Genomic DNA, 329 nt, shown 5'->3' with positions numbered 1-329 from the left:
GTCCGCGTTGGCTGGACGGCGCCTTGATGCGCGGTATCGACGTGTTGCTGTCGTTTCCCGACCTGTTGCTGGCGCTGGTGATCATCACGTTTTTCGGTCAGGGCACGGCCAATCTGATTCTCGCGATAGGCATCGCTGGCGTGCCGCGTTATGCGCGCCTGGTGCGGGCGCAAACCCTCAGCGTACGTAATGCCGGCTACGTCGAATCCGCCGTCACCCTCGGCCAATCGCAGCTGGCGGTGGTGCTGCGGCACATCCTGCCCAATGCGTTCAAGCCCGTGTTGATCCTCGCCACCATCGGCATCGGCGGCGCGATCACTGCCGGTGCC

The 329-nt window shown here is 64.4% G+C and carries 1 protein-coding gene; it reads left to right on the top strand.

Translation table 11 applies throughout. From position 1 onward, the window contains the following. Positions 1-329: ABC transporter permease (locus tag HX846_RS38320; protein ID WP_178967593.1), on the top strand; the 329-nt coding region annotated here is incomplete at both ends.

The organism is Pseudomonas sp. K5002 (assembly GCF_013386655.1).
Classification (GTDB): domain Bacteria; phylum Pseudomonadota; class Gammaproteobacteria; order Pseudomonadales; family Pseudomonadaceae; genus Aquipseudomonas.
Note: the sequence above shows the minus strand (reverse complement) of the source record. Positions and strands in the feature narration are given on the sequence as shown.